Below are 26,791 nucleotides of genomic sequence, written 5' to 3' on the forward strand. Positions count from 1 at the left end.
GACGAGGCCCGTTGACCAACACACCCAGCACGCCCGGCGGCGGTCGCGACCGTCTCCAGGTCGAGTGGGCAGGGGCGACCCGGACGTACGACGGCGACCGCGTCGTCATCGGCCGCGAGACCGATTGCGACGTCGTCGTCCAGGAGCCCCTCGCCTCCCGCCACCACGCCGTCCTCCAGCGGGAGGGTGACGCGTGGGTCGTCGTCGACACCAGCAGCAACGGCACGTTCGTCGGCGGGCAGCGGATCAGCCGGATCGCCGTACCCGCCAACCCGCTGAGCCTGCACCTCGGCGGCCCGGCGGCCGAGGCCGTGCTGGTCACCCTGCTGCCCGCCACGAACCCCGTCGCTCCGGCGCCCGTGCCGCAGGGCTCGCGCCCGTTGCCGCCGCAGTCGGCCCGGCCGGCCCCGCCCTCCCCGCAGGCACCGCAGGCACCGGACGTCCCGGCCTCGGAGTGGTGGCGCAACCTGCCGCCACCGCAGCTGCCCGCCCAGGCGGCGCCGGTGGACGCTTGGGAGCCGCAGAACGTCGTACCGCCGGGCCAGCTCCAGCACAACCACTCCGTCGTCCTGCCGCAGCAGGTCGCGGCCGGCCGGGCGCTCACCATCGGTCGCGAGCACGGCAACGACGTGGTCCTGAACGACCCGTTGGTCAGCCGGCAGCACGCGCGGCTCGATCCCGGCGCCCCGGGCGGCGTCGCCGTCCTGGAGGACCTGAGGAGCTTCAACGGCACCTTCGTCAACGGTCACCGGATCCAGGGGAAGGCGCAGCTCACCGTCGGCGACGAGGTGATCATCGGCAACCAGACGTTCCGCTGGGACGGCACCCAGCTGCTGGCGTCGGCGACCACCCACGAGTTCACGCTGTACGCCGACGGGCTCACCGTCGCGCTCCCGGACGGGCGCCAGCTCCTGCAGAACGCGTCCTTCCAGCTCAAGCCGTCGAGCCTGACCGCCGTCATCGGCCCGTCGGGCGCCGGCAAGTCGACGCTGCTGGGCGCGCTCACCGGCCTGCGGCCGGCGACCCACGGCCGCGTCATCTGGCAGGGGCACGACCTCTACGCGCACTACGACCAGCTCCGGTTCCAGATCGGCCTGGTGCCGCAGCAGGACATCCAGCACCCGCAGCTCAAGGTGCGCCAGGCGCTGCGGTACGCCGCCCGGCTCCGCCTGCCGCCCGACACCACGCGCGCCGAGCAGGACGCGCGCGTCGCCCAGGTGGCCGACCAGCTCCAGCTCACCGCCCGGCTCGACAACCGGATCGGCACCCAGCTCTCCGGCGGCCAGAAGAAGCGGGTGTCGATCGCCACCGAGCTGCTGACCGCGCCGCCGCTGCTCTTCCTCGACGAGCCGACCTCGGGTCTCGACCCCGGCCTCGACCTCGAGGTGATGAAGCAGCTGCGCGGCCTCGCCGACGGTGGACGGGTGGTCATGGTGGTCACCCACTCGGTGCTCGCCCTCGACGTCTGCGACAACGTGATGGTGCTGGCGCCGGGCGGCAGGATCGCCTACTTCGGGCCGCCGTCGGGTGTCCTCGAGCACTTCGGGTGCGCGAGCTATCCCGAGGTCTTCGACCTGCTCGACGAGCCCGACCTGTGGCAGCGGATCCCCGCCCAGGCCCCGCTGGCCGCCACGACGGGGGCGCTCCCGGCGGCGGTGTCCGCCGTACCCGCGCCGCCGCAGCAGTCGCTCGGACGGCAGCTGTCGACGCTCATCAGCCGCAACGCCGCGGTCGTGGTCTCGGACCGGCTCCTGCTCGGGATGCTGGTGCTGCTGCCGCTGATCCTCGGTGGGCTCAGCCGGCTGGTTCCCGGCAAGAACGGCTTCTCCCTCGACGCCTCACTGTTCTGTCCCGGTGAGACCGAGCGCGTCGGCGAGGGGAAGTGCCAGCTGATGCGCGACGGAATGCCGGTCGGCAACGTCGTGCAGATGGTCTTCGACCAGGGCGAGGCGCGACAACGGCTGATCGTCCTCCTCGTGGCTGCGTGCCTGATGGGCACGGCGATCGCCATCCGCGAGCTGGTGGGGGAGCGGCCGATCTTCCGGAGGGAGTACGCCGTCGGCCTGTCGCCCAGCATCTACTTCCTCAGCAAGGTGCTGGTGCTCGGCACCGCCGCGCTCCTGCAAGGCCTGCTCGTCACGTTCCTGGCGACGGTCGGCCTGCCCGGACCGGACGGAGACGCGGGGACGATCCGGCTCGCCGCGGCGATCGCGTTGCTCGCCGTCACGATGGCCGTCGCCGGGCTGGCGATATCGGCGCTGGTGACCAGCACCGAGCAGACGATGCCGACCCTGGTCGGCGTGATCATGCTCCAGCTGGTGCTGTCCGGGTCGCTGTTCGCGGTGGCCGGGCGACCGGTGCTCGAGCAGGTCGCGTGGCTGGCACCGTCGCGGTGGGCGTACGCCGCCTCCTCCTCCGCGATGGGCCTGGGACGCGGGCTACCGCCGGGTGAGGAGGACTGGATCGCGCTCGACGGAGCCGGCCACTACCTGATGGACATGGGCGTGCTCGGCGCCCTGTTCCTGACCGCGACGGGCATCGGCCTCTGGCTGACCCACCGCAGCTCCGTCGGAGACGACTGACAGGAAGCCGGGGCGCAGCAGCCCGACGACCCACGCCGTCGCCACCGTCAGCAGCGTCCCGAAGGCGATGCCACCGACGATGTCGGAGAGGTAGTGCACGCCGAGGAAGATCCGGCTGGCGCCGACGGCGGCCACGGTCGCGACCGCGAGCGCGATGGCGAACCGGCGCACCCGCTGCGACCGCACCAGCCCGAGGACGACGAGCACGAGGGCCACCGCCGCGGTGGCAGCGGCGGTCGCGTGGCCCGAGGGGAACGACGTGGCGCCGGCGGTCGTGATCGGGTCCGACCACTCCGGTCGGGGGCGCTCGAGGACCAGCTTGGCGGCCGGGGCGGCGTACGACTCCAGGACCGCCAGGCCGAAGAGCCAGGCGCCGGCGACGAAGCGCCGGCCCAGGACCAGCCCGACCGCGACGACCATCATCAGCTGCCGCAGCACGTCGGGTCCGGCCCACGAGGAGACGGCGCTCCAGGTGTCGATCATCAGGTCGTGCCCGGACGTTGCCTGGTGAGCGGCGACGGCGATGCCGTCGTCGAGCGCCATCAGCGGCGACCACTGGTTGCTCACGACCATGGCCAGCAGCGCCAGCACGCCGGTGGAGACCACCGCCGTCCGGGCGAGGAGCGCGTTCGCGTCGTTCATGTCACTGACGCTAGGTACCCAGAATGAGGTGACTATGAGGCTCTCATCTGGCTCTCATCGGGAATGCCGGGGCGCCGCGGGGCCTTGGAGGTAGAGATGTCTTCTCCTTCGCTCTCCGTGCTGGACCTGGTGCCCGTCCGCTCCGACCAGACCTCCGCCGACGCCGTGGGCGCCACGATCGACCTCGCGCGCACCGCCGACCGCCTCGGTTACCGGCGCTACTGGGTCGCCGAGCACCACAACATGCCGGCCGTCGCCGCGACCAACCCACCTGTGCTGATCGGCCTGATCGGCGCGCAGACCTCGCAGATCCGGGTCGGCTCCGGCGGCGTGATGCTGCCGAACCACGCCCCGCTGGTCGTCGCGGAGCAGTTCGCGCTGCTCGAGGCGGCCTTCCCGGGCCGGGTCGACCTCGGCATCGGCCGGGCGCCGGGCACCGACCCCGTGACGAGCTGGGCGCTCCGCCACGGCGCCGGCGGCGTCGACGACGAGGCCGTCAACCGCTTCCCCGAGTACGTCGACAACGTGCTCGCGATGATGGAGCCGAGCGGCGTGGGCCTGGCCCTGCGCGGTCGCACCCACGTGCTGAGGGCCACCCCGTCGGCGCGCTCGGTCCCGCAGATCTGGCTGCTCGGTTCCTCGGACTACTCCGCGCGGCTCGCGGCGGAGAAGGGCATGCCCTACGTCTTCGCCCACCACTTCTCCGGCTCCGGCACCGCCGAGGCGCTGGAGCTCTACCGCAGCACCTTCCAGCCCTCGCCCGAGCTGGACGAGCCGCGCACCTTCCTGACTGTGAACGCCGCCGTGGCGGACACCGCCGAGGAGGCGCACCGGCTGGCGCTGCCGCAGCTGCTGCAGATGGTCGCGCTCCGCACCGGCCAGCCGCTCACCGCCCTGCGGACCGTCGAGGAGGCCGAGCAGATCATCGCTGCCGGGCTCCCCGAGAGCCACGCCGGCCTCGTCGAGGCGATGCGGGAGCGGTGGGTGATCGGCGACGCGTCCGGCGCGCAGGCCGAGATCGAGCGGCTCGCGGCGTCGTACGGCGTCGACGAGGTGATGGTGAACCCGGTCGCGGGTGCCGTGGCGGGGACCGCCGCGACCGCCTCGCCGGCGCGCGAGCGCACGCTCGAGCTGCTCACGGTCCCGGTCGGCTCCGCCTCAATTGGGAGTTTGTGAACGACGTCCCCTAAACTGGCGTGTCGGCCCAACGTGGGTCTGTGTCGTCATGCTCGCGGCTGCTCTGACGGAACCTCGGTTCCGGCGGGGTTGAGCGCGGCGGCACGGCTGCACGAGGTCCACCACCCCGCCGGGGTGGAGGTTCCCGGGCCACCGGTAACGATTCCCAACCCGAAGGACGGCATGGCGAAGAAAGAAGGCGTCATCGAGATGGAGGGCTCCGTCGTGGAGGCCCTTCCCAACGCGATGTTCCGCGTCGAGCTGAGCAACGGCCACAAGGTCCTCGCTCACATCAGCGGGAAGATGCGCCAGCACTACATCCGGATCCTCCCCGAGGACCGGGTCGTGGTCGAGCTTTCGCCGTACGACCTCAGCCGGGGCCGGATCGTCTACCGCTACAAGTAGATAGAACTGGTCGAGCGTGTCTCCGCAACTTCAGGAGGAAGCAAGCTTCCGAAAGAGTTGCTCCCGACACGCTGCCGGCCGCCAAGCCGCTACCAGAAAGGGCTGACATGAAGGTCAACCCGAGCGTCAAGAAGATCTGTGACAAGTGCAAGGTGATCCGTCGCCACGGCCGCGTCATGGTGATCTGCGAGAACCCTCGCCACAAGCAGCGCCAAGGCTGAAGCACGCGCGACGAAGGAGCGCGGGCGTCTCGGCCGCAGATTGAGCAAGTCCTCCGGCTGAGCTTGCGAAGCCGGAACGGGCGCGTCGAAATCCGGTAAGACGGACGACAACCCCGACAACTGAATACGACGACAACGTGATCGCTTAGGTCTCGAGGCTCGACCCCCGGGTCGACGAGCGAGGCCGAACCACCTCCGGAGCGGATGGCCGGGGCTGAGGTCGGACACCTCGGACGCATCACGACCACACCACCGTGAATCGAAGGGAAAGCCATTCATGGCACGCCTTGTTGGTGTCGACCTGCCGCGCGACAAGCGCATCGAGGTCGCACTCACCTACATCTACGGCATCGGCCGTACCAGCGCCCAGAAGCTGCTGGCCCAGACCGGGGTCAACCCCGACCTGCGCGTCCACCAGCTGGGCGACGAGGAGCTGGTCAAGCTCCGCGACGCGATCGAAGCGGAGTACAAGATCGAGGGTGACCTGCGCCGTGAGGTGCAGGCGGACATCCGCCGGAAGATCGAGATCGGCAGCTACCAGGGTCGCCGCCACCGCCAGGGCCTTCCGGTCCGGGGGCAGCGCACCAAGACCAACGCTCGCACCCGCAAGGGCCCGAAGCGCACGGTTGCCGGCAAGAAGAAGGCCAAGTAGTAGCCGGTGGTCGAGCAGCCCGAGCCGTTAGGCGAGGGCGGACCGAGACCCGGCACTGCTGCCTCAGACCAGTCTTTCTCAAGGAGTAAATAGATGCCTCCCAAGGCTCGCGCGGGCGCGAAGAAGGTCCGCCGCAAGGAGAAGAAGAACGTCGCTCAGGGCGAAGCCCACATCAAGAGCACGTTCAACAACACGATCGTGACGATCACCGACCCGACCGGTGCGGTGATCTCCTGGGCGTCCGCCGGCACCGTCGGCTTCAAGGGCTCCCGCAAGTCCACCCCGTACGCCGCGCAGATGGCCGCCGAGGCCGCCGGCCGTCGGGCGATGGAGCACGGCATGAAGAAGATCGACGTCTTCGTCAAGGGCCCGGGCTCGGGCCGCGAGACGGCGATCCGGTCCCTCGGTGCGATCGGCCTCGAGGTCGGCACCATCCAGGACGTGACCCCCGCCCCGCACAACGGCTGCCGCCCGCCCAAGCGCCGGCGCGTCTGACCCGACACCGAAGAAGGAGAGCGAACAGATATGGCCCGCTACACCGGCCCCATCACCAAGAAGTCGCGCCGTCTCGGTGTCGACCTGATCGGCGGGGACGCCGCTTTCGAGAAGCGCCCCTACCCGCCGGGCCAGCACGGCCGCGCGCGGATCAAGGAGAGCGAGTACCGCAACCAGCTGCAGGAGAAGCAGAAGGCGCGCTTCACCTACGGCGTGCTGGAGCGTCAGTTCCACAAGTACTACGTCGAGGCTGCTCGTCGCCAGGGCAAGACCGGTGACAACCTGCTGCAGCTGCTCGAGTGCCGCCTGGACAACGTGGTCTACCGCGCCGGCTTCGCCCGGACCCGCCGCCACGCCCGCCAGCTGGTGACCCACGGTCACTTCCTGGTCAACGGCAAGAAGGTCGACATCCCGTCCTTCCAGGTGACGCAGTACGACATCATCGACGTCCGCGAGAAGTCGCTGGAGATGACGCCGTTCATCGTCGCCCGCGAGACCCACGGCGAGCGGGTCGTGCCGGCCTGGCTCGAGGCGCTGCCGAACCGCATGCGGATCCTGGTGCACCAGCTGCCGGTCCGGGAGCAGATCGACATCCCGGTCCAGGAGCAGCTCATCGTGGAGTACTACTCCAAGAAGTGACGCGGGTGGGGGTCGCGTCCGCGCGGCCCCCGCTCCTCACCCCAGCTTCAACCGTCCAAGCACCACGTCTGGGCCTTCATATAGCGGTCGGTCCGGAAAGGATAGAAACAAGTGCTCATCGCACAGCGCCCCACCCTGTCAGAGGAGACCGTCGACCAGTTCCGGTCGCGGTTCGTCATCGAGCCGCTGGAGCCGGGCTTCGGCTACACGCTCGGCAACTCGCTCCGCCGTACCCTCCTGTCGTCCATCCCGGGCGCGTCCGTCACCAGCATCAAGGTCGACGGCGTGCTCCACGAGTTCTCGACGATCGAGGGCGTCAAGGAGGACGTCACCGAGATCATCCTGAACCTCAAGGGTCTCGTCGTCTCCTCGGAGCACGACGAGCCGGTGACCATGTACCTCCGCAAGTCCGGTGCCGGTGACGTCACCGCGGCCGACATCGCGCCCCCGGCCGGTGTCGAGGTGCACAACCCCGACCTGAAGATCGCCACCCTGGGCGAGGCCGGCAAGCTCGAGATGGAGCTCGTCGTCGAGCGCGGTCGCGGCTACGTCTCGGCCGTCCAGAACAAGGGTGCCGACAACGAGATCGGCCGGATGCCGGTCGACTCGATCTACAGCCCCGTGCTGAAGGTGACCTACAAGGTCGAGGCCACCCGTGTCGAGCAGCGCACCGACTTCGACAAGCTCGTCATCGACGTCGAGACCAAGCCGTCCATCCTGCCCCGCGACGCCATCGCGTCGGCCGGCAAGACGCTGGTCGAGCTCTTCGGCCTGGCCCGTGAGCTCAACGTCGAGGCCGAGGGCATCGACATCGGCCCGTCGCCCGTCGACGAGCAGCTCGCCGCCGACCTGGCCCTGCCGGTCGAGGACCTGCAGCTCACCGTCCGGTCCTACAACTGCCTCAAGCGCGAGGGCATCCACACCGTGGGTGAGCTCATCAGCCGCTCGGAGCAGGACCTGCTCGACATCCGCAACTTCGGTGCGAAGTCGATCGACGAGGTCAAGGCCAAGCTCGTCGAGATGGGCCTGTCCCTCAAGGACAGCGCGCCGGGCTTCGACCCGCACGCCGCCCTCGCCTCCTACGGCGACGACGACGACGACACCTTCGTGGAAGACGAACAGTACTGAGCGATTCCGGATCCTCCGGAACCCACTACCCCGGTACCTGGTACGGCCGGGGAGAAATGAGAGACAGCAATGCCCAAGCCCAAGAAGGGCCCCCGCCTCGGCGGTAGCCCGGCCCACCAGCGGCTCATCCTCCGCAACCTGGCCACCGCGCTCTTCGAGCACGGCCGGATCACGACCACGGAGGCCAAGGCCCGCACCCTGCGGCCGTACGCCGAGAAGCTGATCACCAAGGCCAAGAAGGCGCACCTGGGTGAGAACCCGCTGCACAACCGTCGCGAGGTGCTCAAGAGCATCACCGACAAGGGTGTGGTGCACCACCTCTTCACCGAGATCGCGCCGGCCTACGCCGAGCGTCCGGGCGGCTACACCCGGATCACCAAGATCGGTCCGCGCCAGGGCGACAACGCCCCCATGGCCGTGATCGAGCTGGTGAACGAGGCCTACGAGCCCAAGGCCTCGACGCCGAAGAAGGCCGAGAAGGCGGAGGCGAAGGTCACTCCGGTCGAGGTCACCAAGGCCGACGAGGCCGCCCCGGCCGAGGTCGAGGCGACCAACGAGGCTGGCGACACCGAGGTGCTCTCCACCGAGGCCACCGACGTCGAGACCGCCGAGGCGGAGTCGACGGCCGAGACCACGGACGAGGCCGCTGAGGCTGCCGAGGAGCCTGCTGCCGAGGTCGAGGAGACCGACGAGAAGGCCTGACCGCTCCGGCTTCCCGCCGACCCGTCGCGAGCTTGCGACGGGTCGGCGTGTTTTTCGTGCGAGTTCGCGACGGGTCGGCGGGGTTGACGTGCGAGTTTGCGACGGGTCGCGGGATTCGGGTGTGGGGAGCCGCGCACCTAGACTGGAGGCATGAGCATCGACCTGGGCAACCCGCGCGTGCTGTCGCCGGACGACGCCGAGCGGCAGGTGCTGCTGGCCGACCCGCGGGGCTACTGCGCGGGGGTGGACCGGGCGGTGGTGACGGTCGAAGAGGCGCTGGACCTGTACGGCGCGCCCGTCTACGTCCGCAAGCAGATCGTGCACAACAAGCACGTGGTGTCGAACCTCGAGAAGCGCGGTGCGATCTTCGTCGAGGAGCTCGACGAGGTCCCGGTCGGCGCGACCGTCGTCTTCTCCGCCCACGGCGTCTCGCCGGCGGTGCACCGCCAGGCCGCCGAGCGGGAGCTCAAGACCATCGACGCCACCTGCCCGCTGGTGACCAAGGTGCACCGGGAGGCGGTGCGGTTCGCGCGCGAGGGCTACACGATCCTGCTGATCGGCCACGCCGGTCACGAGGAGGTCGAGGGCACGGCGGGGGAGGCCCCCGAGCAGACCGTGCTCGTCGAGCACCCCGACGACGTGGACCGGCTGGACTTCCCCGCCGACGCCAAGCTCGCGTGGCTCTCCCAGACCACGCTCAGCGTCGACGAGACGATGGAGACCGTACGACGGCTCCGGGCGAAGTTCCCGCAGCTGGAGGACCCGCCCAGCGACGACATCTGCTACGCCACCCAGAACCGCCAGGTCGCGGTCAAGGAGATCGGCGCGACCGCCGACCTCGTGATCGTCGTGGGCTCGGCCAACTCCTCCAACTCGGTCCGCCTGGTCGAGGTCGCGCTCGAGGCGGGCGCGAAGGCGTCGTACCGCATCGACGACGTGACCGAGCTCGACGAGGCCTGGCTCGACGGGGTGCGCACCGTCAGCGTCACCTCGGGTGCCTCGGTGCCGGACCACCTGGTGCAGGAGGTGCTGGCCTACCTCGCGGACAAGGGCTACCCCGACGCCCGCGCCGTGCAGACGGCGGAGGAGACGCTGGCGTTCTCGCTCCCCAAGGAGCTGCACCGCGACCTCAAGGCTGCGGGCCGGCCGTAGCCGTCCGCCGGCACGCGCTCCCATGGCCAGGTACCTCGACGTCCACCCGGACAACCCGCAGCCGCGCCTGCTCCAGCAGATCGTGGACGCACTGCACGACGACGCGCTGATCGCCTACCCGACCGACTCCGGCTACGCGCTGGGCTGCCGCGTCGGCAACCGTGACGGTCGCGACCGGATCCTGCGGATCCGCGGCCTCGACGACCGGCACCACTTCACCCTGGTGTGCCGCGACTTCTCCCAGCTCGGCCAGCTGGTCCACGTCGACAACGCCGCGTTCCGCGCGATCCGCGCGGCCACGCCCGGCCCCTACACGTTCATCCTCCCTGCGATGCCCGAGGTGCCCCGCCGGCTGCTGCACCCGAAGAAGCGCACCGTCGGCGTCCGGATCCCCGACCACGCGCTGGTCCGCGAGCTGCTCGACCTGCTCGGCGAGCCGCTGCTGTCGAGCTCGCTGATCCTGCCGGGAGAGACCGAGCCGCGCACCCTCGGCTGGGAGATCAAGGAGGAGCTGGACCACGAGGTCGACATCGTGGTCGAGGCCGGCGAGACGCCGGCCGAGCCGACGACCGTGATCGACTGGTCGGAGGGCTATCCCGAGCTGGTGCGGCGCGGCGCCGGCGACCCGGACCGGTTCGCCTGAACCTGGTTGCGCACGGCGAGGATCCCCAGGCACAGCAGGTAGCCGATCACGAGCGCGACCGCGTGGCCGGACAACCCGGAGATCGTGGCCTGCACCGCGCCGTCCTGCGCGTGCGCGATGGCGGCCGGCTCGGCGAAGGCCAGCAGCACGATCGGGACGAGCATCGCCAGCGGCGGCAGCACGCCGACGGTGAAGAAACTCTCGGGTCGCACCATGAGCGCGGCCCGCGCGCACACGGTGACGAACGTCAGGTCGAACAGCAGCCCGAGCTCGTCGGCCAGGGCGAGGTCGATCGTCGTCGCCGTCAACAGCAGCGCGACCGCCAGCGCGGCCACCTCGTGGCCGGGCTCCTCCCCCTCCCCGAGGGTGCGCGCGACGCTCGTCACTCCTCCACGCTAGGTCGATCAGGGCGTACGGTGAGCGCGGCACGCCGTAGTGGACCGCTGGGAGGGCGGCGCGTGCCTCTGCTGGAGAACCCCTAGGGAGGGAACCGAATGAAACGACCCATCGCGCTGGCGATCGCCGCGCTCACCCTGTGCGCCGTCACGACGGACGTCGCCGCTGCGGACCAGCCGTCGCGGTCGGCGCCGGACCGTGGCCAGGACGCCCGGCCGCCCGCCGTCGAGGTGATGAGCCGCAACATCTACCTCGGCGTCGACGTCACCCGGCCGCTCGCGGCGGCCGCCGGGAAGGAGGGGCTCGAGGCGCTGCTCGCGGTCGCGCACGAGGCCCACGCGATGGAGGAGACGCTCGCCCGCACCGACTTCCGCACGCGTGCCCGGCTCCTCGCGCGCGAGATCTCGCGGAAGAAGCCCGACCTGATCGGCCTCCAGGAGGTCGCGAAGTGGCGCAGCGGACCGGTCGAGTTCCTGCCGCCCCAGGTCGGCGTCCCCAACGCCACGGAGGTCGACGCGGACTTCCTCAAGATCCTGCTGCGGGCGTTGAAGAAGGCCGGGACGCCTTACCAGGCCGTCGCCCAGCAGGTGGAGTCCGACGTCGAGGTGCCGAGCTTCCTGGGCAACCCGCTCGATCCACAGAACCCGATGACCGACGCCGAGGACGTGCGGGTCACGATCAGCGACGTCGTCCTCGAGCGCAAGGCCTCCCCGGTGCGGATCCTCAAGTCCGGAGGCGGCCAGTACGACGCGCGGCTGTCCCTCGGCCTCGCCGGTGTGAACGTGGACTTCGTGCGCGGCTTCGCCTGGGTCACCGCCACGGCAGGGAAGCAGCGCTTCCGGTTCGTGACGACCCACCTCGAGGCGTTCAGCTCCGGCCTCGCGCTGCAGCAGGTCGAGGAGCTGCTGGCCGGCCCGGCGTCGTACCAGGGCAACACGATCCTGGTCGGCGACTTCAACTCCGACCCGCTGAGCTCGACCGTCGACGACAGCGGGGTCGAGCACAAGGCGGCGTACGACGCCGTCGTCGCCAGCGGCTTCCACGACCAGTGGCTGCGCTTCGCGCCGGCGGATCAGGGCTGGACGTCCGGGCTGAGCGAGACGGTCGACGACGAGACCGCCGAGGGCTTCGACCACCGGATCGACTTCGTCTTCGGCCGGACCGCGTCGGGCAAGGCGTTCAGGGTGCGGTCCGGCGACGTCACCGGCGACCGGCTCCGTGACCGCGACCCGGCGACCGGGCTCTGGCCCTCCGACCACGCCGGGGTGGTCCTCGACCTGCTCTTCCGGCGCTGAGCGCGGCGCGCAGTCGCGGGCCTGCCGTCAGTCGACGGTCTCGAGCGCGAGCTCGGCCAACGCGATGGCAGTCGCCCGCGACTGCGCGACCTCGCCCCACAGGTCGATGCCGATGACGGTCTCGCCCTCGCGCATCCAGATCCGGCGGCTGTAGTAGACCCGCTCGAGGCCGTCGCGCCCCTGGGTCCAGTGGTCGTTCATCTTCCAGGCCACGGGGCGGCCGTCGCCGAGGTCGGGCACGTCGGCCGGGCGCTTGATGAAGACCCCGTCGATGCGCGGCTCGCGGATCGTCCCGTAGCAGCCCTCGATGTTGCGCCGGATGGTCCGGATGGCCCGCTTCGCGGCGGCCACGCCGGCGAACTCCTGCACGTGGACCCGCGGGTAGGACTCCTGCTCCGCGTGGGACTGGTAGTAGGCCCACTTGCGGACCTTGCCGCTCGGGCCGTTCTCGTAGGACTGGCAGTCGTCGCGGAAGACCCAGATCGGGTGGTCGTCCTTGATGTGCCGGTCCGCGTCCTCGTAGGAGGGCAGCACCTCGGTGATCTGCGTGACGCCCGGGAAGTCCGGCGCGGTCACGTCCGCGCCGGCCGGGCCGGCACCGGCCAGCAAGGTCGCTCCGGCGGCCATCGTGGCCGTCAGCAGGGTCAGGGTCCGCAGGTGCGTGCGCATGGTGGCTCCGCTCGCTCGAGGTTCGTTGTCCTCAAGGTAGACGCGGGGACCTGTGCAGAAGTTGTCGACGGAGCTGCCTACGGGTCGACCCGGTCGCCCGAGGCCGTGTCGAAGAGGTGCGCCGAGCCGGCCGGCACGGTGACGTGGAGGACGGTGCCAGCAGCGGCGGAGTCACGCACCGGCAGGCGTACGGCGACCGTTGCGGTCCGGTCGCCGAGGTCGGCCGTGCCGTAGGCGTAGCTGTCGGAGCCGAGCTCCTCGACCAGGTCGACCCGGACCGGCAGCCCGGCGCCGTCGCCCACCACCTGCCAACCCTCGGGCCGGACGCCGAGGGTGATCCCCTCGGCGGCGAGCACACCGCCGGTGGCGGGGAACGCCAGCCGGTGGCCACCGAGGAACAGCGCGTCGCCGTCGCGGCGGAGGTCGAGCAGGTTCATCTGCGGGGAGCCGATGAACCCGGCCACGAACAGGTTCGCCGGCCGGTCGTAGAGCGCCAGGGGAGTGTCGACCTGCTGGATCTCGCCGTCGTGCATGACCGCGACCCGGTCGCCGAGGGTCATCGCCTCGACCTGGTCGTGGGTGACGTAGACCGTGGTCACCCCGAGCTCACGCTGGAGCCGGGCGATGTCGCCGCGGGTCTGCACCCGCATCTTCGCGTCGAGGTTGGAGAGCGGCTCGTCCATGCAGAACACCTGCGGTTGCCGCACGATCGCCCGCCCCATCGCGACCCGCTGGCGCTGGCCGCCGGAGAGCGACTTCGGCTTGCGGTCGAGGTGCTCGGTGAGTCCGAGCATCGCGGCCACCGCGTCGACCCGCTCGTCGCGCTCGGGACGGGGGACCTTGGCCATCCGCAGCGCGAAGCCGAGGTTGTCGCGCACCGACTTGTGCGGGTAGAGCGCATAGCTCTGGAAGACCATCGCGATGTCGCGGTCCTTGGGCGCCACCCGCGTCACGTCGCGCTCACCGATGAGGATCCTGCCGTCGTCGACCGGCTCGAGACCGGCCAGCATCCGCAGCGTCGTGGTCTTGCCGCAGCCGGACGGGCCGACGAGGACGAGGAACTCGCCGTCGGCGACCTCCAGGTCGATCCCGGGCACGGCGGGCCGCTCGGTCCCGGCGTACCAGCGCTGGGCACTTTCGAACGTGATGCGCGTCATACCTAGACAGCCTATATGTAAGTATGCTGAACTAACAAACATGTCCTGGCGCAGCCCGACCGACCGACCGCACCGCGGCCGGACCAAGCTCCACCGGGCCGACTCCCGTCGGCACCACCGGTCGATGCTGCTCCAGGAGCTGTTCGGGCAGGGGCCGGCCAGCCGCGCCGACCTGGCTCGGGCGAGCGGGCTGACCCGCGTGACCGTCTCCGAGCTGATCGCCGAGCTGCTGGCCGAGGGACTGGTCGAGGAGCTCGGCGCGCCCGAGCGGACCGGCGCCGAGAGCAGGGTCGGCAAGCCGCCGACGCTGGTCGGCCTGGTGCCCTCGGCCAAGCACATCCTCGCCATCGACCTCTCCGTCGACGACCAGGTCGTCGGCGCCGTGCTCAACCTCGCCGGCGAGGTGATCTCCCGGGACGCCCGCCCGCTCGAGGGCCGGCGCGGCGACGAGGCCGTTGAGGCCGTGCGCGCGTTCGCCGCCGACCTGATCACGACCTCGACCGCGCCCCTGCTCGGCGTCGGGGTCGCCAGCCCTGGCGTGGTCAGCCCCGACGGCGTCGTCGTCGACGCGCCGAACCTGGGCTGGAGCGACGTGCCGCTGGCCAAGATCCTCGGCCAGGAGCTCGACCAGCCGGTGTACGTCGCCAACGACGCCAACATCGCCGTGCTGGGTGAGTTCACCTTCGGCGGTGGTGCCGAGGGCGGGCTGATGCTGATGCGGCTCAGCACCGGTGTCGGCGCCGGGTTGGTGCTCGGCGGCGACCTGCTGCACGGGCACGGGGGAGCCGCGGGCGAGATCGGGCACGTTCAGGTCGACCCCGAGGGCGACGACTGCGCGTGCGGTCGCCGGGGCTGCCTGGAGACCCACCTGGCGGTGCCCCGGCTGCGCCGGCGGATCGCCGATGGTGCCGGAGATGCTGCCGGAGATGCCGACGCGGTACTGGCCGAGGCGGCGTCGTACCTCGCGGCCGCGCTGTCGCCGGTCGTCGCGACGCTCAACCTGGGCGAGCTGGTCCTCAGCGGACCGCTCGACCTCGTCGAGCCGCTGGCGCGGATCGCCGCGCCGCTCATCTGCGACCGGGTGATGCCGGTCTCCGCGGAGCATTTCGTCGTCCGGGCCACCGCGCTCGGCGACGACGGAGTCCTCGTCGGCGCGACCGGTCTGGTCCTCGCCGCCGAGCTGGGGGTCTCGTGACCACCCCCGCCACCGTGACCCGGAACGGGTCCGCCCAGAGGAAGCAGAGGAACTAGTGGTGCGCAAGAAGAAGATCCTGGCCTTCGCGGCCATCACCGCCCTGCTGGGCGTGACCAGCGCGTGCGGCTCCGACGACGACGACCCGGCCACCGGCGGGGGGCCGGAGGAAGCCGACATGGTCGTCTGGCTCAACGGGGCCGACACCCCGCAGGAGGCGCGGGACTGGCTGAAGAAGACGTTCGAGGAGGACCACCCCGGGTCCACCCTCACCATCGAGGAGCAGGAGTGGGACGGCCTGGTCGAGCGCCTGACCACCGCGCTCTCCTCGGAGGACCAGACGCCCGACGTGGTCGAGGTCGGCAACACCCAGGCTCCGACCTTCACGACGGCGGGTGCGTTCAGCGACCTCACCGACGAGCTCGACGACCTGGGCGGTGACGACCTGCTGCCCGGCTTCGTCGAGGGCGCAACGGTCGACGGCAAGACCTACGCCGTGCCCTACTACGCCGGGTCGACCTACGTGTTCTACCGCAAGGACCTCTTCGACAAGGCCGGCCTCGAGGTGCCGACCACGATGGACGAGTTCATCGACACGGCGGTCGCGCTCAAGCAGGACAGCGGCGAGGCCGACTTCTCCGGCTACTGGCTGCCCGGCCAGGACTGGCGCGACGGCGCCGCCTTCCTCTGGGACGCTGGTGGTGACTTCGCGACCGGCGACGGCGACGAGTGGGAGGGCACCCTGTCCTCGCCGGAGAGCATCGAGGGCCTGACCACGTTCCAGACCCTGTTCGAGCAGGCCTCGGGTGCGCCGGCCGACGCGAACGAGTCCGACCCGGTCACCCCGTTCTGCGCGGGCAAGATCGGCATGATGTCGCGGCCGGGCTGGGTCCTCGGTCTGCTGTCCGACCCCGAGGCCGGCTGCCCGGACCTGGTGAAGCAGATCGGCGTGTTCGCCCTCCCCGGTTCCACCGGTGAACCGGCCCCGGTGCTGCTCGGCGGCTCCGACATCGCGATCGCCGCCAAGTCGCCCAACCAGGACCTGGCCCGCGACATCGTCGCGCTGATGCTGAGCGACGAGTACCAGGGGATCCTCGCTGAGAACGGCCTGACCCCCGCCCGGGAGTCGCTGGCCACGCTGCTCGGAGACGACGAGTACGCCCAGGCCACCATCGAGGCCGCGTCCAACGCCAAGCTCACGCCGGCCGCGGCCAACTGGGCCACGGTCGAGGGCACCCGCATCCTCGAGGACCTGTTCAGCCAGATCGCCCAGGGTGGTGACGTCGAGGAGCTCGCTGCCGAGGCCGACGACCGGATCACCGAAGAGCTGAACTGATCGGCAGACCCGCTCCGCGGAGTGGCGCGCGACCCGCGCCACTCCGCGGTCACATCCGCGCGCCTCGGGAAGGAGAATCGAGCATGGCCCGCCGTCGTTCCGCCGTACGACCGAACGCACTGCCTCTCGGGCTGGTTCTCCCAGCAGCCGCACTCCTGGTCCTGGCGCTCGGCTACCCACTCGTGCGGCAGGTCGTGCTCTCGCTGCAGGAGTTCGGCCTCGCCCAGCAGTTCGGGCAGCCCCCGGAGTGGATCGGCCTCGACAACTACCGCGCGCTGGTCGGCGACTCCTACCTGTGGACCGTGGTCCTGCGCACGGTCCTGTTCTGCTTCGTCAACGCCGGCCTGACGATGGGCATCGGCGTCGGGATCGCGCTTCTGATGACCCGGATGAGCACGTGGGTGCGGGTGCTCGTGCAGGCGGGGCTGCTGCTCACCTGGGCGACGCCGGTCGTCGCGGCGATGATCGTGTGGCAGTTCCTCTTCGACACCCAGTACGGCGTCGTCAACTCCGTCCTCACCGCGCTCGGATCCGACCACGACGGCCACTCGTGGCTGGCGGAGCCGATCTCGTTCTTCTCCATCGCGACGATGATCGTGGTCTGGATGAGCGTGCCGTTCGTGGTCTTCACCACGTACGCCGCACTGACCCAGGTGCCCGACGACGTCATCGAAGCAGCCGAGATCGACGGTGCCGGCGCGTGGCAGCGGTTCCTCCACGTCGTGGTGCCGACGGTCCGCCCGGTGCTGCTCGTCGTCCTGCTGCTGCAGATCATCTGGGACCTGCGGGTGTTCACGCAGATCTACACGCTGCAGAAGTCGGGCGGCATCACCCGCGACACCAACCTGCTCGGCACCTACATCTACTCGCTCGGCATCAAGGGCGGTGACTTCGGCACGGCCGCGGCCGCCGCGATGTTCATGCTCGTGCTCACCGTGCTGCTCACCGCGCCGTACCTGCGCATCATGTTCCGCCAGGAGGAGGACTGATGTCCGCTCGTCGTACGCCGACACCCGCGCGGCTCCTCGCCAACGGCCTGGGTCTGGTCGTCCTGGTGGTCAGCGTGTTCCCGGTCTACTGGATGGTCAGCCGCTCGTTCCTGCCGCGCAACCGGATCAGGAGCGACGAGCAGGTCTGGCTGCCGACCGACGGCACCCTCTCCAACTACGACCGGGTGCTGTCGGGCGACGGCTTCCGCAACGCGTTGACGACCAGCCTCTCGGTCACGCTGCTCACCGTCGGCGTGGCGCTGCTGTTCGCCTTCCTCGCGGCCGTGGCGGTGAGCCGGTTCCGCTTCCGCGGGCGGACGTCGTTCATCCTCACCCTGCTGCTGATCCAGATGATCCCGGCCGAGGGCCTCTTCATCAGCCAGTACAAGATGCTCGAGGGCGTCAGCCTGCTCAACTCCGTCATCGGGCTGACGTTCGTCTACGTCGCCAGCGTGCTGCCGTTCACCGTCTGGACGCTGCGCGGCTTCGTCGACGGCGTGCCGCGCGAGCTCGAGGAGGCGGCGATGATGGACGGCTGCTCGCGGGTCAAGGCGTTCTTCACCGTGACGCTGCCGCTGCTGGCGCCGGGCCTGGTCGCGACCGGGCTGTTCGGGTTCATCCAGGCCTGGAACGAGTTCACGCTCGCGCTGGTCGTGATGACCGACCCGGCCAAGGAGACGCTGCCGGTCTGGCTGGTCGGCTTCTCGGAGTCGCGCAGCCGCGGCGTCGACTGGGGCGCGATCATGGCGGCCTCCACGCTGATCACGATCCCGGTCATCGTCTTCTTCCTGATCGTGCAGCGCCGGATGGTCTCGGGGCTCACCGCGGGCGCGGTGAAGGGATGAGCCTCGAGGCGCTGGCGCTCCGGGTGCTGCTGCCGTCGTTCGCCGGCCCGACCCTGCCCGAGGAGTGGGCCCGCCTGCTCGGCGAGGGCCTCGGCGGGATCTGCCTGTTCGGCTCCAACCTGACCGGTCGGGCCGAGGACGCCCGCGCCCTCACCGACGCCGTACGACGCGCGCGGCCCGGTGCGCTGGTGGCCGTGGACGAGGAGGGCGGCGACGTCACCCGCCTCCATGCGCGGACCCGCAGTCCGGTGCTCGGCGCCGCCCAGCTGGGCCTGGTCGACGACCCGGCGCTGACGACCGCGACCGGCCGCGCGGTGGCCGCCGACCTGGTCGCCGCCGGGATCGACCTCGACCTCGGCCCGGTCGCCGACGTCAACAGCCACCCGGACAACCCGGTCATCGGCACCCGCAGCTTCGGCTCCGACCCCGGTCTGGTCGCCCGCCACGTCGTCGCCTGGGTCTCCGGTCTCCAGGCGGGCGGCGTCGCGGCGTGCGTCAAGCACTACCCGGGCCACGGAGCGACCGCCCAGGACAGCCACCTGACGCTGCCGCTGCTCGACGACCCCGTCGACGTGCTGCGCTCCCGCGACCTGCCGCCGTTCGCGGCGGCCGTCGACGCAGGCGTGGCCGCGGTGATGACGTCGCACATCTCCGTGCCGGCGCTCGACCCCGACCTCCCCGCGACGCTCAGCGCCGCGGTCCTGGCGACGTTGCGGGAGGAGCTCGGGTTCGAGGGTGCGATCGTCAGCGACGCCCTCGACATGGCGGGCGCCTCCGGCGGGCGCGGGATCCCCGCTGCCGCGGTGCTGGCCCTGGCTGCCGGCGCCGACCTGCTCTGCATCGGACCCGACAAGGAGGCCGCACTGGTGCGGGAGATCCAGACCGCGATCGTCGACGCCGTGCGCGAGGGGCGGCTGACCGAGGAGCGGGTGGCGGATGCGGCTCGGCGGGTCGAGGGGTTGCGGTTGGTCGTCGGCGCGCGGGGTCTCGATACGTCCTCGCCCAGCGGCTCGGACTACTCGACCACCGGGGGCTCGGACTGCTCGACCGCCGACCCAGCCGTGGCTCGACGGGCGGTCGTGGTCGAGGGTGGGCTGCCGGACCTGGCAGGGGCGCGTGTCGTCAGCTTCGACACCCCGGCCAACATCGCGGTCGGTGACGTGCCCTGGGGGATCGACCCCGACGTCGTCGTAGCTCCTGGTGGGGCGCTGCCCGACGGTCCGCTGGTGGTCCAGGTCCGCGACGCACACCGCAGGCCCGAGGTGCTTGCGATGATCGGTGCGCTGCCGCCGACAGCGGTCGTGGTCGAGTGGGGCTGGCCGGGACCGTACGACGGCGCCACCGCCCGGATCTGCACCCGCGGCAGCTCGCGGCCGATGGTCGCGGCCGTCGAGGACGTCCTGCGGGGCGCGGGGTGGTCCCGATGACCGCGACGGTCCGGGTCGGCCTCGACATCGGTGCGTCGAAGATGCACGGGGTCGCGGCGACTGCCGACGGGGCGGTGCTCGCCGAGGTGCTGGCGGCCACGCCGACCGGTGGCGACGACGTGGTGACGGCGGCGGCCGAGGTGGTGGCGGGGCTGCGCAGCCAGGTCGACGGGGCCATCGACGACGTCGTCGGCGTCGGCGTGCCCGGCCTGGTCGACGCCGCGCACGGCGCGGTCAAGCACGCGGTCAACCTCGGCGTCGACGACTGGTTCCCGATCGCCGACCGGCTCGGCGAGCGCACCGGCATGCGGGTCGTCGTCGACAACGACGTCAACGCGGCCGCCCTCGGCGCCGCCCAGGTGACCGGGCACCAGGACCTCGTCTACCTCAGCCTCGGCACCGGGCTCGCCGCGGCGTCGATCCTCGACGGACGGCTGCGTCGCGGCGTCCGGCACGCGGCCGGCGAGATCGGGCACGTGCCCGTCGACCCGCGCGGGCGACCCTGCCAGTGCGGTCAGGTCGGCTGCCTGGAGACGGCGGCGTCCGGCTCGGCGGTCGCCGAGGCCTGGCCGGTCTCCGGCGTGCCCCCGGCGCAGGCGCTCTTCGACGCCGCAGAGGCCGGTGACCCCCGGGCGGTGGAGGTTCGGGACCGGTTCGCGGCACGGGTCGCCGACGCGGTCCGGCTCGTGAGCCTCACTGTCGACCCGGAGTACGTCGTGCTCGGCGGCGGTGTCGCCCAGGTCGGCGAGCGGCTCCGCGTCGCGGTCGCCGGGGCGCTCGTGGTGCAGGCGGCGACGTCGCCGTTCTTGAGCTCGCTCGACCTCGCCGGCCGCGTGCTCCTGCTGCCCGGCGGCGTCCCCGTCGCCGCGCTGGGCGCCGCCCTGCTCGCCGGCGCCGACGCCCACCACCCGTTCGGATAGGCAAGGATGAGCCGATGGAAGTCGTCCCTCGCGGGTCCGCCGAGGACGTCGCCGCCCTCGCGGCCGACACGATCGAGGCCGCCGTCCGCGCCCGGCCGGCGACGGTGCTCGGGCTCGCGACCGGGTCGACCCCGCTGCTGACCTACCAGGAGCTGATCCGCCGCCATCGGGCCGGCGCCGGTCCGTCGTACGACGAGGTGCGGTGCTTCACTCTCGACGAGTACGTCGGGCTGCCGCCCGGCCACCCGGAGAGCTATCGCGCGACCATCGCGCGCGAGCTGACCGACCCGCTCGGCATCCCGCCCGAGCGGGTGCAGGGGCCCGACCCGGACGGGGCGGGGCTGCCGACGGCGGGGGAGCGGTACGAAGCGGCGCTCGTCGCGGCCGGTGGCGTCGACGTCCAGGTGCTCGGCATCGGCACCGACGGCCACCTCGCGTTCAACGAGCCCGGCTCCTCCCTCGCGTCGCTGACCCGGCTCAAGACGCTGACCGAGCAGACCCGCCAGGACAACGCGCGGTTCTTCGGCTCCGTCGACGCCGTGCCGCGCCACGTGCTGACCCAGGGGCTCGGCACCATCCTGCGCGCCCGGCACCTGCTGCTCCTGGCGACCGGAGCGGCCAAGGCCGAGGCGGTCGCGGCTGCCGTCGAGGGCCCGCTGTCCGCGAGCTGCCCGGCCTCGGTGGTCCAGCTGCACCCGCACGCCTCGGTGCTCGTCGACCCCGAGGCCGCCACCGGCCTCGCCCGGCGCGAGCACTACCGGGAGGTCTACGACGCCAAGCCGGACTGGCAGGGCCTCTGAGGAGTCCTCGCTCGGGGGGACTCAGTCGAGGTCGACGACCACCGGGGCGTGGTCGGACGCGCCCTTGCCGGCGCGCTCGTCGCGATCGATGAACGCGCCGGTGACCCGCTCGGCGAAGCCGGGGGAGCCGAGCACGAAGTCGATCTTGAGGCCACGGTCGCGCTCGAACCGCTGGCGGTAGTAGTCCCAGTAGGTGTAGCCGGGCGCGTAGGAGCGGGTGACCTCCGCCCACCCGTCGTCGAGCAGCGCCTGGAAGGCGGCCCGCTCCGCGGGCGTGACGTGGGTGGAGTTCTTGAACTGGGCGACGTCGAAGACGTCGTCGTCGGTGGGGCAGATGTTCCAGTCGCCGACGAGCGCGGTCGGGGTGTCCTGCCAGGCGTGCGCCGACGCGCGGAGCCGAGCCAACCAGTCGAGCTTGTAGCGGTAGTGCGGGTCGTCGGGCTTGCGGCCGTTGGGCACGTAGAGGCTCCAGATCCGCACGCCGCCACAGGTCGCGCCGATCGCGCGGGACTCCGGCGCCACGGGATCGCCCCAGCCGGGCATGCCGGGGAAGCCGACCTGGACGTCGTCGAGGCCGACCCGGCTGACCAGCGCGACGCCGTTCCACTGGTTCACGCCGGCGGCGGCGACGTCGTACCCCCTGGCCTGGAGGCCCATCAGCGGCAGCTGGTCCTCGCGCGCCTTGGTCTCCTGGAGCGCCAGCACGTCGATCTCGTGGCGGTCGAGCAGTGCCTCGACGCGGTCGATCCTCGAGCGAAGTGAGTTGACGTTCCAGGTCGCGATGCGCACGATGAACGACCTTAGCGCCCGCTTCGACGTCGAATTTCGTTGCATGTTTGTGCAGTACTAAGGCTTGCCTATTTCTGAGGCGAGCAAATGCTTGTGAGGACGTGAGGTCGGAGGTTTACATGGGTGCAGATCCCGCGCGAGCGCGGATCGGCGGCGCGTTTTCTCCGGCGTCCGACGGATTCGTCCGTCAGACGGCACGCCGCCCGTTTCTCCATTGCTTGCTCCAGGGGGACCAGCCGGGGAACGGGTGGCGTGCATCCGCGCGCGTCCGCCGTTCTGCTGGTTCGTGCAACCTCCTTGACCTGCGCGTGCTGCCGGTGCGATAAGCCGACGGGTGGTGGGTACCGCCGCGCCCATGGTCCCCGGAATCATCCTGATCATCGTCGGAGCGATCTTCACCTTCGCGCTGCGGGCGGAGTCCTCGTGGCTCGACGTCCGCGTGCTGGGCCTGATCCTGATGCTGGGCGGTGCCGCCTTCATCGTCCGGTCGCGGGTGAAGCGTCGCGACCGGCAGGAGGCCCCGCTGCGCGATTCACGGACGGAGCACCTGCCCTCGTAGACTGCCCGCCCGTGGCTCTCACCATCGGCATCGTCGGTCTCCCGAACGCGGGCAAGTCGACGCTCTTCAACGCGCTGACCAAGAACGACGTGCTCGCGGCGAACTACCCGTTCGCGACGATCGAGCCCAACGTCGGCGTGGTCGGCGTGCCGGACGAGCGGCTGCCGAGGCTCGCCGAGATCTACGGCTCCCAGAAGATGCTGCCCGCCACCGTCGAGTTCGTCGACATCGCCGGCATCGTCCGCGGCGCTTCCCAGGGCGAGGGCCTGGGCAACAAGTTCCTCGCGCACATCCGCGAGGCGGCGGCGATCTGCCAGGTGACGCGGGTCTTCCGCGACGAGGACGTCACCCACGTCGACGGCAAGGTCGACCCCGCCAACGACATCTCCACCATCCAGACCGAGCTGATCCTCGCCGACCTCGAGACCGTCGAGAAGGCGATCGCCCGGCTGGAGAAGGAGTCCCGCAAGAGCAAGGACCTGGTGCCGGTCCTCGCCGCCGCGCAGGAGGCCAAGGTCGCGCTGGAGGCCGGCACGCCGGTCATCGCCACCTCGATCGACCGCACCCTCCTCCGCGAGCTGTCGCTGCTCACCGCGAAGCCCTACCTTTACGTCTTCAACTGCGACACCGACGAGCTCGCCGACGAGAAGCTCAAGGACAAGATGCGCACACTGGTCGCGCCGGCGGAGGCGATCTTCCTCGACGCCAAGCTCGAGTCCGAGCTGGTCGAGCTCGACGACGAGGAGGCTCGCGAGCTGCTGGCCGAGGTCGGCATCACCGAGCCCGGCCTCGACGTGCTGGCGCGCGTCGGCTTCGACACCCTCGGCCTGCAGACCTACCTCACCGCCGGACCCAAGGAGGTCCGCGCCTGGGAGATCAAGAAGGGCGCGACCGCGCCCGAGGCCGCCGGGGTGATCCACACCGACTTCCAGAAGGGCTTCATCAAGGCCGAGATCATCTCGTACGACGACCTCGTCGCCCTCGGCTCGGTCGCCAAGGCCCGAGAGGCCGGCAAGGTCCGCATGGAGGGCAAGGACTACGTCATGCAGGACGGCGACGTGGTCGAGTTCCGCTTCAACGTCTAGTGCCGTCCAGCATGGGCGCCATGCCGGCGCGCGGCGCGCTCTCGGTCCGATGGTGCTGAGCGGCCCGTCGGCACGGTCCGTCCGACCAGGACGTGGACCGCGCCACGAGCACGCCCGAACAGCACCGCCGACTCACGACAGGAAACCGACATGAAGAACCTCGTCGCGCTGGTGCTCGCACTAGCCACCTCGTTCAGCCTCGCTGCCTGCTCCGAAGACGAGGGACACGGCGGGCACAACTCGTCCTCGTCCGACATCGCAGAGAGCGAGGACTTCAACCAGGCCGACGTGGACTTCGCCACCGACATGATCCAGCACCACGCCCAGGCCCTCTCCATGGTCGACCTGACGGTCGGCCGGGACCTCTCACCTGGGCTGACCCAGCTCGCCGAGCAGATCCGCCAGGCTCAGGGGCCGGAGATCGAGCTCATGGTCGACTGGCTCAACGACTGGGACCAGCCGATCCCCGAGACGCCGCGCGACCACGTCAATGCGCATGGTGACGGGGAAATGGAGATGGACCACGACATGCCCGGCATGATGAGTGCCGAGGACATGGAAGCGCTCGAGGCCGCCCAGGGCGAGGAGTTCGAGCAGATGTTCCTCGAGATGATGATCGAGCACCACGAGGGCGCCGTCGAGATGGCGGAGACCGAACAGGCCGACGGCGAATACCCTGACGCCATCGACCTCGCCGGCACCATCGTCGACACCCAGCAGGACGAGATCGACCAGATGCAGTCCCTGCTGGAGTCCTGATCCCAGGACTCGTCCCGGTTGCTTGACGCGTGGAATCCCGGTACACCTCGTGAGCCACCGTGACGTCTTGGCGATCTTCGGGTCGGCGTAGGTTCCGGCCCGGGCGATGGTGGTGAGGTTGTCGAGCGTCAGGAACGGACGAGACGGGCGATCGCGTCCGAGGCTTCCTTGAGCTTGAGCTGGGCCTCGTCGCCGCCTGCCGCGACGGCGTCGACCACGCAGTGGGCCATGTGCTCGTCGAGGAGCCCGAGCGCGACGGCCTCAAGGGCCTTCGTCATCGCCGCGATCTGGGTGAGGATGTCGATGCAGTACTTCTCGTCCTCGACCATCCGCTGGAGGCCGCGGGCCTGGCCCTCGATGCGCCGCAGCCGCTTGAGGTAGTCCGTCTTCGTGTCGTTGGCGATGTAGCTGTGCTGGTGCTCGGCGTGGCCGTCGTCGGCGTCGGAGGCGACGGCTTCTGGCTGAGGGGTCTCGCTCATGGACTTGGCCCTTCTGGTGGTTCGGTGTACGCCGAGGGTACCCCCCGGTGGTATTTCGTGCTAGCGTCTGTTATTCGGCAATACAATACCCCCCTAGGGTATTGCAGACTAGTCAGAAGTCCTGGACAAGCCGGGTCTCCGTCTCTGAGGAGAAGCAGATGTCAACGTCAACACAGGCCGCAGCGGGCAACCGCCGTTGGCTAGGGCTCGCGGTGATCGCCGCAGCCCAGTTCATGGTGATCATGGACACCTCGATCATCGGGGTGGCCCTCCCGCGCATGCAGGCCGAGCTGGGCTTCACCCAGGAGAACCTGTCGTGGGTCTTCAACGCCTACGTCGTGGCCCTCGGAGGCTTGCTGCTGCTGGGCGGCAAGCTCTCCGACGTGCTCGGAGCGCGGCGGGTCTTCTCGGCCGGCTGGGTCGTCCTGCTCGCCGGGTCGCTCATCGCCGGCCTTGCCGGGAACGTCGAGACCGAGCTCGTCGGCCGCGCCGTGCAGGGCGCTGGCTCTGCGCTGATCGCGCCCTCCGCGCTCACCCTCCTCTTCATGCTCTTCGGGGCCAACCCCAAGGAGCTGCCGAAGGCCCTCGCGCTCTACGGCGCTGCTGCCCCTGCGGGAGGCACGGCGGGGGTGTTCCTCGGTGGCGTGATCACCGAGTACCTGTCGTGGCCGTGGGTCTTCTGCATCAACATCCCGATCGCACTGGTCGTCATCGCGCTCGTGCCCGCCGTGATGCCGGCCGGTGCCGCCGGTGCCGGACGCCGCGTCGACCTCCTCGGTGCGGTCGCCGTCACTGCCGGGCTCGCCGCGGCGGTCTACGGCGTCGTGCGGGCCCCCGAGGTCGGTTGGGACACCGGCCAGACCTGGGGCGTCCTCGCGGCGGCCGCCGCGCTGCTCGCCGGCTTCGTCTCCCTCCAGGCCAAGCGGCGGGAGCCGCTGGTGCGGCTCGGGATCTTCCGGTCGCCGAACCTAGCGGCCGCGAACATCGCGCAGCTCCTGCTCGGTGCGGCCTGGATCCCGATGTGGTTCTTCCTGAACCTCTACCTCCAGCAGGTACTGGGCTACACCGCCTTCCCCAGCGGCGCCGCGCTGCTGCCGATGACCGCCCTGATCATGGTCGGCATGATCGCGCTGGCCCCGCGGGTCCTCGCCGCGGTCGGCCCGAAGGCCGCGACTGTGACCGGTCTGGTGCTCCTCACCGCGGGCCTTGCCTGGCTCGCACTGATCGACCCCGACGGCTCCTACGCCGTCGACGTGCTGCCCGCCTCGCTGGTCGCGGCGCTCGGCATGGCCCTTGCCTTCATCCCCACCCTCGGCACCGCCATCTCCGCGGCGCGGCCGGAAGAGGGCGGTCTGGCGTCGGGCATCGTCAACACCAGTTACCAGATCGGCTCCGCGCTCGGGCTGGCCGTGATGTCTGCGATCGCGGCCGCGAACGGTGCTGACCAGCTCGGCGACAAGTCCGCTCTCACCGACGGGTTCTCCGCCGCCTTCATCGGCGCTGCCGTCGTCGCCGCCGTCGGCGCACTAGGCACGCTCGTCCTCTTCCGCAATCCCGTTGCGGCCGAGGCCGACGCCGAGACGCCCGAGCGCATCGCCGCCTGACCCCGGCGGCACCGCTGCCCCCGCAGCGGTGCCGCCAGGTTGAGCTCCACCCT

General features: G+C 70.8%; 28 protein-coding genes and 1 pseudogene. 23 read left to right on the forward strand and 6 right to left on the reverse strand.

Going from position 1 to position 26,791, the window contains the following annotated elements:
* Positions 1-11 precede the first annotated feature (11 nt).
* A complete protein-coding gene (locus DJ010_RS14045; RefSeq protein WP_109694824.1) occupies positions 12-2,582 on the forward strand; it encodes an FHA domain-containing protein in 2,571 nt (856 codons plus the stop codon).
* A 36-nt stretch (positions 2,583-2,618) separates the two neighbouring features.
* Here DJ010_RS14045 and DJ010_RS22980 read toward each other — a convergent pair.
* Positions 2,619-3,224, reverse strand: a pseudogene (locus tag DJ010_RS22980) (phosphatase PAP2 family protein); the annotation flags it as partial.
* Between the two features lie 96 nt (positions 3,225-3,320).
* On the opposite strand from DJ010_RS22980, the gene DJ010_RS14055 reads away from it, so the two are divergent.
* The 10 genes from DJ010_RS14055 (at position 3,321) to DJ010_RS14100 (ending at position 10,437) form a co-directional block, all read left to right on the forward strand.
* On the forward strand, positions 3,321-4,400 hold the full coding sequence (locus DJ010_RS14055; RefSeq protein WP_109694828.1) for an LLM class flavin-dependent oxidoreductase: 1,080 nt from the start codon (positions 3,321-3,323) through the stop codon (positions 4,398-4,400).
* Between the two features lie 183 nt (positions 4,401-4,583).
* The gene (infA, locus tag DJ010_RS14060) at positions 4,584-4,805 is read left to right on the forward strand and encodes a translation initiation factor IF-1 (RefSeq protein WP_028656368.1); all 222 of its coding nucleotides are present in this window, start codon (positions 4,584-4,586) and stop codon (positions 4,803-4,805) included.
* A 107-nt stretch (positions 4,806-4,912) separates the two neighbouring features.
* A complete protein-coding gene (rpmJ, locus tag DJ010_RS14065; RefSeq protein ID WP_008361054.1) occupies positions 4,913-5,026 on the forward strand; it encodes a 50S ribosomal protein L36 in 114 nt (37 codons plus the stop codon).
* Positions 5,027-5,303: 277 nt separating this feature from the next.
* A complete protein-coding gene (gene rpsM / locus DJ010_RS14070; RefSeq protein WP_109694830.1) occupies positions 5,304-5,678 on the forward strand; it encodes a 30S ribosomal protein S13 in 375 nt (124 codons plus the stop codon).
* A 93-nt stretch (positions 5,679-5,771) separates the two neighbouring features.
* Complete coding sequence (gene rpsK / locus DJ010_RS14075; RefSeq protein ID WP_038681087.1) at positions 5,772-6,173, forward strand: 30S ribosomal protein S11; 402 nt, start codon at positions 5,772-5,774, stop codon at positions 6,171-6,173.
* A gap of 30 nt (positions 6,174-6,203) precedes the next feature.
* The gene (rpsD, locus tag DJ010_RS14080; protein WP_109694832.1) at positions 6,204-6,812 is read left to right on the forward strand and encodes a 30S ribosomal protein S4; all 609 of its coding nucleotides are present in this window, start codon (positions 6,204-6,206) and stop codon (positions 6,810-6,812) included.
* Positions 6,813-6,923: 111 nt separating this feature from the next.
* The gene (locus tag DJ010_RS14085) at positions 6,924-7,940 is read left to right on the forward strand and encodes a DNA-directed RNA polymerase subunit alpha (RefSeq protein ID WP_109694834.1); all 1,017 of its coding nucleotides are present in this window, start codon (positions 6,924-6,926) and stop codon (positions 7,938-7,940) included.
* A 69-nt stretch (positions 7,941-8,009) separates the two neighbouring features.
* Complete coding sequence (gene rplQ / locus DJ010_RS14090) at positions 8,010-8,642, forward strand: 50S ribosomal protein L17 (protein ID WP_109694836.1); 633 nt, start codon at positions 8,010-8,012, stop codon at positions 8,640-8,642.
* A 150-nt stretch (positions 8,643-8,792) separates the two neighbouring features.
* Positions 8,793-9,794, forward strand: coding sequence for a 4-hydroxy-3-methylbut-2-enyl diphosphate reductase (locus tag DJ010_RS14095; RefSeq protein WP_109694838.1), 1,002 nt, complete (start codon positions 8,793-8,795; stop codon positions 9,792-9,794).
* Positions 9,795-9,816: 22 nt separating this feature from the next.
* The gene (locus DJ010_RS14100; protein WP_109694840.1) at positions 9,817-10,437 is read left to right on the forward strand and encodes an L-threonylcarbamoyladenylate synthase; all 621 of its coding nucleotides are present in this window, start codon (positions 9,817-9,819) and stop codon (positions 10,435-10,437) included.
* On the opposite strand, the gene DJ010_RS14105 is transcribed toward DJ010_RS14100, so the two are convergent.
* The gene (locus DJ010_RS14105; RefSeq protein WP_109694842.1) at positions 10,386-10,823 is read right to left on the reverse strand and encodes a DUF6542 domain-containing protein; all 438 of its coding nucleotides are present in this window, start codon (positions 10,821-10,823) and stop codon (positions 10,386-10,388) included. The two genes, DJ010_RS14100 and DJ010_RS14105, sit on opposite strands and share 52 nt — an antisense overlap.
* A gap of 108 nt (positions 10,824-10,931) precedes the next feature.
* Between DJ010_RS14105 and DJ010_RS14110 the strand changes: the two genes are divergently transcribed.
* The gene (locus tag DJ010_RS14110) at positions 10,932-12,128 is read left to right on the forward strand and encodes an endonuclease/exonuclease/phosphatase family protein (RefSeq protein ID WP_109694844.1); all 1,197 of its coding nucleotides are present in this window, start codon (positions 10,932-10,934) and stop codon (positions 12,126-12,128) included.
* Positions 12,129-12,155: 27 nt separating this feature from the next.
* Here the strand turns inward: DJ010_RS14110 and DJ010_RS14115 are convergent, their stop codons facing one another.
* Together DJ010_RS14115 and DJ010_RS14120 are read right to left on the reverse strand one after the other, a co-directional pair.
* Entirely contained in the window at positions 12,156-12,797 is a 642-nt protein-coding gene (locus tag DJ010_RS14115) for a hypothetical protein (protein WP_109694846.1), read from the reverse strand.
* A gap of 77 nt (positions 12,798-12,874) precedes the next feature.
* On the reverse strand, positions 12,875-13,954 hold the full coding sequence (locus DJ010_RS14120; protein WP_109694848.1) for an ABC transporter ATP-binding protein: 1,080 nt from the start codon (positions 13,952-13,954) through the stop codon (positions 12,875-12,877).
* A 40-nt stretch (positions 13,955-13,994) separates the two neighbouring features.
* Here DJ010_RS14120 and DJ010_RS14125 point away from each other — a divergent pair, with 40 nt between their 5' ends.
* The 7 genes from DJ010_RS14125 (at position 13,995) to DJ010_RS14155 (ending at position 21,463) form a co-directional block, all read left to right on the forward strand.
* A complete protein-coding gene (locus DJ010_RS14125; protein ID WP_109694849.1) occupies positions 13,995-15,149 on the forward strand; it encodes an ROK family transcriptional regulator in 1,155 nt (384 codons plus the stop codon).
* A gap of 58 nt (positions 15,150-15,207) precedes the next feature.
* The gene (locus DJ010_RS14130; protein WP_109695137.1) at positions 15,208-16,482 is read left to right on the forward strand and encodes an extracellular solute-binding protein; all 1,275 of its coding nucleotides are present in this window, start codon (positions 15,208-15,210) and stop codon (positions 16,480-16,482) included.
* Positions 16,483-16,565: 83 nt separating this feature from the next.
* Entirely contained in the window at positions 16,566-17,471 is a 906-nt protein-coding gene (locus tag DJ010_RS14135) for a carbohydrate ABC transporter permease (RefSeq protein WP_109694851.1), read from the forward strand.
* Complete coding sequence (locus DJ010_RS14140; RefSeq protein ID WP_109694853.1) at positions 17,471-18,316, forward strand: carbohydrate ABC transporter permease; 846 nt, start codon at positions 17,471-17,473, stop codon at positions 18,314-18,316. The genes DJ010_RS14135 and DJ010_RS14140 overlap by 1 nt, the downstream gene beginning before the upstream one ends.
* A complete protein-coding gene (locus DJ010_RS14145) occupies positions 18,313-19,743 on the forward strand; it encodes a glycoside hydrolase family 3 N-terminal domain-containing protein (RefSeq protein ID WP_109694855.1) in 1,431 nt (476 codons plus the stop codon). Before DJ010_RS14140 ends, DJ010_RS14145 begins: the two co-directional genes overlap by 4 nt.
* Positions 19,740-20,663 (forward strand): ROK family protein, encoded by a 924-nt coding sequence (locus tag DJ010_RS14150; RefSeq protein WP_109695139.1) that lies wholly within the window; start codon positions 19,740-19,742, stop codon positions 20,661-20,663. Before DJ010_RS14145 ends, DJ010_RS14150 begins: the two co-directional genes overlap by 4 nt.
* 14 nt (positions 20,664-20,677) lie before the next feature.
* A complete protein-coding gene (locus DJ010_RS14155) occupies positions 20,678-21,463 on the forward strand; it encodes a glucosamine-6-phosphate deaminase (protein WP_109694857.1) in 786 nt (261 codons plus the stop codon).
* 21 nt (positions 21,464-21,484) lie between these two features.
* Here DJ010_RS14155 and DJ010_RS14160 read toward each other — a convergent pair whose 3' ends face one another.
* Complete coding sequence (locus tag DJ010_RS14160) at positions 21,485-22,252, reverse strand: exodeoxyribonuclease III (RefSeq protein ID WP_109694859.1); 768 nt, start codon at positions 22,250-22,252, stop codon at positions 21,485-21,487.
* Positions 22,253-22,607: 355 nt separating this feature from the next.
* Between DJ010_RS14160 and DJ010_RS14165 the strand changes: the two genes are divergently transcribed.
* From DJ010_RS14165 to DJ010_RS14175, 3 genes are all read left to right on the forward strand, one after another.
* A complete protein-coding gene (locus DJ010_RS14165; protein WP_109694861.1) occupies positions 22,608-22,811 on the forward strand; it encodes a hypothetical protein in 204 nt (67 codons plus the stop codon).
* Positions 22,812-22,822: 11 nt separating this feature from the next.
* Entirely contained in the window at positions 22,823-23,896 is a 1,074-nt protein-coding gene (gene ychF, locus DJ010_RS14170) for a redox-regulated ATPase YchF (RefSeq protein ID WP_109694863.1), read from the forward strand.
* Positions 23,897-24,046: 150 nt separating this feature from the next.
* Positions 24,047-24,655, forward strand: coding sequence for a DUF305 domain-containing protein (locus DJ010_RS14175; protein ID WP_109694865.1), 609 nt, complete (start codon positions 24,047-24,049; stop codon positions 24,653-24,655).
* 128 nt (positions 24,656-24,783) lie between these two features.
* Here the strand turns inward: DJ010_RS14175 and DJ010_RS14180 are convergent, their stop codons facing one another.
* Positions 24,784-25,134 (reverse strand): metal-sensitive transcriptional regulator, encoded by a 351-nt coding sequence (locus tag DJ010_RS14180; protein ID WP_109694867.1) that lies wholly within the window; start codon positions 25,132-25,134, stop codon positions 24,784-24,786.
* Positions 25,135-25,292: 158 nt separating this feature from the next.
* Here DJ010_RS14180 and DJ010_RS14185 point away from each other — a divergent pair, with 158 nt between their 5' ends.
* The gene (locus tag DJ010_RS14185) at positions 25,293-26,738 is read left to right on the forward strand and encodes an MFS transporter (protein WP_109694869.1); all 1,446 of its coding nucleotides are present in this window, start codon (positions 25,293-25,295) and stop codon (positions 26,736-26,738) included.
* Positions 26,739-26,791: the final 53 nt, after the last annotated feature.

The sequence above is a fragment of the Nocardioides silvaticus genome, assembly GCF_003160695.1.
Taxonomy (GTDB): Bacteria; Actinomycetota; Actinomycetes; order Propionibacteriales; family Nocardioidaceae; genus Nocardioides; species Nocardioides silvaticus.

Excerpts from the sequence above, each read along its gene's own strand:
- DJ010_RS14055 (WP_109694828.1), top strand. The coding sequence starts at position 3,321 with ATGTCTTCTCCTTCGCTCTCCGTGCTGGACCTGGTGCCCGTCCGCTCC.
- infA (WP_028656368.1), top strand. The coding sequence starts at position 4,584 with ATGGCGAAGAAAGAAGGCGTCATCGAGATGGAGGGCTCCGTCGTGGAG.
- rpmJ (WP_008361054.1), top strand. The coding sequence starts at position 4,913 with ATGAAGGTCAACCCGAGCGTCAAGAAGATCTGTGACAAGTGCAAGGTG.
- rpsM (WP_109694830.1), top strand. The coding sequence starts at position 5,304 with ATGGCACGCCTTGTTGGTGTCGACCTGCCGCGCGACAAGCGCATCGAG.
- rpsK (WP_038681087.1), top strand. The coding sequence starts at position 5,772 with ATGCCTCCCAAGGCTCGCGCGGGCGCGAAGAAGGTCCGCCGCAAGGAG.
- rpsD (WP_109694832.1), top strand. The coding sequence starts at position 6,204 with ATGGCCCGCTACACCGGCCCCATCACCAAGAAGTCGCGCCGTCTCGGT.
- rplQ (WP_109694836.1), top strand. The coding sequence starts at position 8,010 with ATGCCCAAGCCCAAGAAGGGCCCCCGCCTCGGCGGTAGCCCGGCCCAC.
- DJ010_RS14095 (WP_109694838.1), top strand. The coding sequence starts at position 8,793 with ATGAGCATCGACCTGGGCAACCCGCGCGTGCTGTCGCCGGACGACGCC.
- DJ010_RS14100 (WP_109694840.1), top strand. The coding sequence starts at position 9,817 with ATGGCCAGGTACCTCGACGTCCACCCGGACAACCCGCAGCCGCGCCTG.
- DJ010_RS14110 (WP_109694844.1), top strand. The coding sequence starts at position 10,932 with ATGAAACGACCCATCGCGCTGGCGATCGCCGCGCTCACCCTGTGCGCC.
- DJ010_RS14115 (WP_109694846.1), bottom strand. The coding sequence starts at position 12,797 with ATGCGCACGCACCTGCGGACCCTGACCCTGCTGACGGCCACGATGGCC.
- DJ010_RS14120 (WP_109694848.1), bottom strand. The coding sequence starts at position 13,954 with ATGACGCGCATCACGTTCGAAAGTGCCCAGCGCTGGTACGCCGGGACC.
- DJ010_RS14125 (WP_109694849.1), top strand. The coding sequence starts at position 13,995 with ATGTCCTGGCGCAGCCCGACCGACCGACCGCACCGCGGCCGGACCAAG.
- DJ010_RS14135 (WP_109694851.1), top strand. The coding sequence starts at position 16,566 with ATGGCCCGCCGTCGTTCCGCCGTACGACCGAACGCACTGCCTCTCGGG.
- DJ010_RS14140 (WP_109694853.1), top strand. The coding sequence starts at position 17,471 with ATGTCCGCTCGTCGTACGCCGACACCCGCGCGGCTCCTCGCCAACGGC.
- DJ010_RS14145 (WP_109694855.1), top strand. The coding sequence starts at position 18,313 with ATGAGCCTCGAGGCGCTGGCGCTCCGGGTGCTGCTGCCGTCGTTCGCC.
- DJ010_RS14150 (WP_109695139.1), top strand. The coding sequence starts at position 19,740 with ATGACCGCGACGGTCCGGGTCGGCCTCGACATCGGTGCGTCGAAGATG.
- DJ010_RS14155 (WP_109694857.1), top strand. The coding sequence starts at position 20,678 with ATGGAAGTCGTCCCTCGCGGGTCCGCCGAGGACGTCGCCGCCCTCGCG.
- DJ010_RS14165 (WP_109694861.1), top strand. The coding sequence starts at position 22,608 with ATGGTCCCCGGAATCATCCTGATCATCGTCGGAGCGATCTTCACCTTC.
- DJ010_RS14175 (WP_109694865.1), top strand. The coding sequence starts at position 24,047 with ATGAAGAACCTCGTCGCGCTGGTGCTCGCACTAGCCACCTCGTTCAGC.
- DJ010_RS14180 (WP_109694867.1), bottom strand. The coding sequence starts at position 25,134 with ATGAGCGAGACCCCTCAGCCAGAAGCCGTCGCCTCCGACGCCGACGAC.
- DJ010_RS14185 (WP_109694869.1), top strand. The coding sequence starts at position 25,293 with ATGTCAACGTCAACACAGGCCGCAGCGGGCAACCGCCGTTGGCTAGGG.